5 protein-coding genes and 1 pseudogene are annotated in these 4,071 nt (G+C 55.8%); all 6 read left to right on the top strand.

Annotation, left to right across the window (positions count from 1 at the left end; all coding sequences use genetic code 11):
* The coding region (locus tag MARLIPOL_RS03215; protein ID WP_036190641.1) for a M14 family metallopeptidase at positions 1-720 on the top strand (720 nt) is incomplete at its 5' end.
* A 125-nt stretch (positions 721-845) separates the two neighbouring features.
* Positions 846-1,460, top strand: a complete 615-nt coding sequence (locus tag MARLIPOL_RS03210) for a DUF2238 domain-containing protein (RefSeq protein WP_012136640.1) — start codon at positions 846-848, stop codon at positions 1,458-1,460.
* A gap of 216 nt (positions 1,461-1,676) precedes the next feature.
* Positions 1,677-3,158, top strand: coding sequence for a type VI secretion system PAAR protein (locus MARLIPOL_RS18215; RefSeq protein ID WP_012136639.1), 1,482 nt, complete (start codon positions 1,677-1,679; stop codon positions 3,156-3,158).
* On the top strand, positions 3,151-3,546 hold the full coding sequence (locus MARLIPOL_RS03200; protein ID WP_012136638.1) for a hypothetical protein: 396 nt from the start codon (positions 3,151-3,153) through the stop codon (positions 3,544-3,546). The genes MARLIPOL_RS18215 and MARLIPOL_RS03200 overlap by 8 nt, the downstream gene beginning before the upstream one ends.
* A 36-nt stretch (positions 3,547-3,582) precedes the next feature.
* On the top strand, positions 3,583-3,864 hold the full coding sequence (locus MARLIPOL_RS03195; RefSeq protein ID WP_012136637.1) for a hypothetical protein: 282 nt from the start codon (positions 3,583-3,585) through the stop codon (positions 3,862-3,864).
* Positions 3,861-4,071, top strand: a pseudogene (locus tag MARLIPOL_RS19020) (peptidase); the annotation flags it as partial. The gene MARLIPOL_RS03195 and the pseudogene MARLIPOL_RS19020, both read left to right, overlap by 4 nt.

Here is a 4,071-nt window from a genome sequence, read left to right as displayed (position 1 = left end):
GACTGGCGTGCCGATCGACCGGTGGTGCTGATTACCGGCGGAGTGCATGGCTATGAAACGAGCGGTGTTCACGGTGCACTGCAGTTCGTTGAGCAGCAGGCCGCGAATTATGCCGGTCGAGTAAACCTGTTGGTCGCGCCTTGCGTCAGCCCCTGGGCTTACGAACGCATCCATCGCTGGAACGCGAACGCGATTGATCCAAACCGCTCGTTTCGTGATGACGGCCAGGCCGGGGAGTCAGCGGCGCTCATGCAACTGGTCGCTTCGACAGAGGAGCCAATACTGCTGCACATCGACCTGCACGAGACCACCGATACCGACGAAACCGAGTTCCGCCCGGCGCTTGCGGCCCGTGATGGCAAACCGTTTGAGCCGGGGAGCATTCCCGACGGCTTCTACCTGGTGGATGACACCGAGAGCCCGCACCCGGAATTCCAGCAGGCGTTGATCAAGGCGGTGGAAAAGATCACCCACATCGCGCCGGCGGATGCCAACGGCGAGATCTTCGGCTCACCGGCGGCCACCCGGGGCGTTATTCAGTATCCGCTGGCGCAGCTTGGCCTTTGCACCAGCATGACCAACGCCCGCTACAGGACCACCACCGAGGTCTACCCGGACAGCGACCGGGTGACCCCCGGGCAATGCAATGCCGCGCAGGTTGCCGCGGTGTGTGCGGCGATCGACTATGCGCTGGCAGTAGGAAAGCCGGGATCGTTTTAGTTTCCTGTCTTGAATTTCGCTACACATTCCTTTCGACTGTGCGATCAAAGAATAATGTAAGTAGTTTTCCGTTGGAATCAGTGTAACGCTATCAGACGTCTACTGTATTGGAGGCTTGCCATTTGATGAATCCATGGATTCTTTGTTGGGCGTTCATTTTTGGAAGTGTGCTGATCTGGTCGGGCATTGACCCAAAGGATCAATTGACATGGTTCCTTGAGGTATCCCCCGGAATCGTCGGCGGTCTGCTCCTGTTGGTCACTTATAGGCGATTCCCACTCACCCCATTGCTGTATACGCTGATCCTGGCCCACTGTGTGATTCTGTTTGTGGGCGGGCACTACACCTACGCCGAGGTGCCACTGTTTGACGGCCTGTTTGGTAGTGAGCGAAACAACTACGACAAACTGGGGCATTTTTTCCAGGGCCTGGTACCAGCGTTAATCGCGCGGGAAATTCTTGTGCGTCGCAACGTGGTGCGTGGTGGTTGGCTGGTGTTGTTTGTTGTTTCCATTGCACTGGCCTTCAGTGCTTTCTACGAGATGATCGAATGGTGGGTGGCGTTGCTGTCGGACGACGCCGCGGACGCTTTCCTCGGAGCCCAGGGATACGTCTGGGATACACAGTCTGATATGTTCATGGCATTGATAGGTGCTATCTGTGGGGTAGTGTTTTTGTCCCGCTGGCACGACGTGCAACTGTCGTTGCTGGCGAAGGGGAAGAAAATCGGCACAGATTAAGAAGAAAAAACGGGGCAGATTTATTGTTTGGCTACTTACTTATCGCCGCCTGTCCCGGTTTTTGATCCGTGGGAATATCGACAAAACAGGCCGCGCGGCTTGATTCCTTCCTCGTTATTTTGGAGACTCCACTAGGTATTGCAGCTGCAAGAACCAGTGAAGGCGATCTTGCGGAAATATGGATAGACCTCCCTCAAGGACAGAAGGAGCAAGGGAATGAGCAAGAAGATTGTTTTAGTAGGTGACCTGGGTACTGATCACTCCGGGTTCCCGCCAACCCCGGTGATCGCCGGCTCCCCCGATGTACTGATCGATGGCAAACCGGTCGCCCGCGTTGGCGATCCGCTTGCGCCACACTCCAAACCAAAACATCCACCCCACCCCCGAGCTATAGCCGCCGGTTCAGCAACCGTTCTGATCAACGGGATTCCTGCTGCGGTGACAGGCGGTGCGATTTCTTGTGGTGGCGTCACCATTGGCAGTGGCAGCGTGGTTATTGGTGACACGTATACGCCAGCCCGGTTTTCCGGTATTTCTCCGGCGCCATCAAAGCCTGCTTCACCGGCGGAAGCATCATATGCTCGTAATGCTGACAGCGGAGTCCCGGAATCCTCAGGCTCTAAAGGGCTCGCTCGGGGAGCGGGTAGCGCAGCGGCCGGCGGACCGGTCGCGTCTGGTACTGCCGCCCAGAGCCCAGGGGATCAGGAAAAAGAAGCCAACATAGAACCGGGCTTTCATGTGGTTCAAAGCCCTATGAGCAGAACTGCGTTGTTGGCTGCCCTCTACGGTGATGCTTCTGCCAAACCGGATCACTTTGACCGTTTGAATCCGGGCCTGGGTGATCAGGTGCTGCCCGGTGAGATGATCGTGCTGGGCGACCCAGAGGGCATGGTGTGCACCCGGGAAGAAGCGGACCTGATGGAGGTGGCGGCACAGGTAAATGCCCAGGTGCGTTCGCTGGATCAGGACGAAGCGCAGTTTATCGTCAAGTACCATGCTCTGTTGGAAGCCGTTACTTCCACCGGCTCGGCAGGTCTGGGTGCTGGCGCAGTGATGGTGTCGAAACAGATTGGCAGCATTGAGAAGACGCTAAAGAACATTGAGCGGCTTCATCAGGACAGTTACCGCAAGCATGGGCATCTCAATCATCCCGAATTCTTCGAGAAGCGGCGGGCGCTTTTTAAAGAGCTGGATTTTTCTCTGGGAAGTGTCGCACGCCAAGGGATGTCACTGGATGATGATGCGAAGCTGAAGCGGGCGCTGGGACTGTCGTCCAAGAGTATTGTGCATCATTGGAAGGCTGCCGGGGTTGGCGGTATACCCGGCTATGCTACGCACTATGAGCGGCTGGCGACGGGGGCAAAATATGCTCGAAACGTGGGGTATCTGGGCATAACGCTGGATGCGTCCATGTCTGCGCTAAAAATCCATGAAGCATGCACCTCTGGAAGCGATAAAGAGTGTCAGGTCGTTGCTTACAGTGAGGGAGGTAAGTTCACGGGTTCGCTTGCTGGGGGCGCCGTTGGTGCAATAGCCGCATCGGCGACCTGCACAGTCTTCGCGATCACCACCGCAGGCATTGGGGGGGTGGCCTGCGCGGTTATCGCTGGTGGCCTCGGCGCAGCAGGAGGAGGCCTTGGAGGCGGAGTACTCGGTGAGGGTGCCGGCGAAATCTTGAGAGAGGCGATTCATGAGTGAGGATCAGTTGACGGTAATAGCGGAAGTTACAACAGTTGCCTCATTGGGAGTTGGCATCATTCTGATGTTTCTTATGGTCACGTTTTTTTTCCGAAAAACCAAGGAAGTCGAGAGACGGATCGCAACGCCGGGTAAGTATTTGGATAATATGCGTATAGTCTGGGGCAATGGCCCGATCGGACGATGGATGCGTGTGTCAAATGTTTATGTATTCTTTGTATTTCGGAACCTCCCGCGAATAGGCCCCCGTATCGAATCCAGACTGGGTGACGAGAACGAACCCTTGCCGCTCTCATTGAAGCTTTGGGTGATCGTACCTCTCACTGTTTATGGGGTTCTTATGTTTCTGTTTTTCTTTTCAGGTTGGTATCTGGGAGCGTTCGATTAGTCACCCATGCAACACGCCCCGCGACAGGCCCCTAATATGCATTTGGATAAAGCAAAAAAGCGCATTGCAAAGCAGGTTAAGAAGGGCTTTCATGGCTATCCGTTGGTTTCGCTGGAGTACTTTGGTAAAACGCCGGATTCAGCCACCGAAGTCGTTGTTTCATTTACTGAGGAAGAGGGCGCCGATCCTCAGAAGCAAACGTTTGTAAGTGGCGGTGACGCCCGGGAAGATGAAACGATTCAATCCACCCTCGTGAAAATTATTGAGCGGGCGGATGCCAAAACGGTGACCGAGATCGAGGGTATTTCCACGATATGACTTCCGCTTCAGCGGCCTATCCAATCGGTACGCCCGGCACTCCCTGGGGCGACGCGGAACGTGCTGAATGGCTGTCACGGCAGACCCGTCAACGCAGTTACGAGTCCGACGTGTTGAGCGTGGTCGAGCGGCTGGGTTCGCGCTTCAACGTGCAAGAGTATGGCCGGCTGGAATATGGCGCGGACGTTTATCCGCTGATGGCAATCA

Source organism: Marinobacter lipolyticus SM19, assembly GCF_000397065.2.
GTDB classification, from domain to species: Bacteria; Pseudomonadota; Gammaproteobacteria; order Pseudomonadales; family Oleiphilaceae; genus Marinobacter; species Marinobacter lipolyticus.
This window is presented reverse-complemented; position numbering and strand designations above follow the sequence as displayed.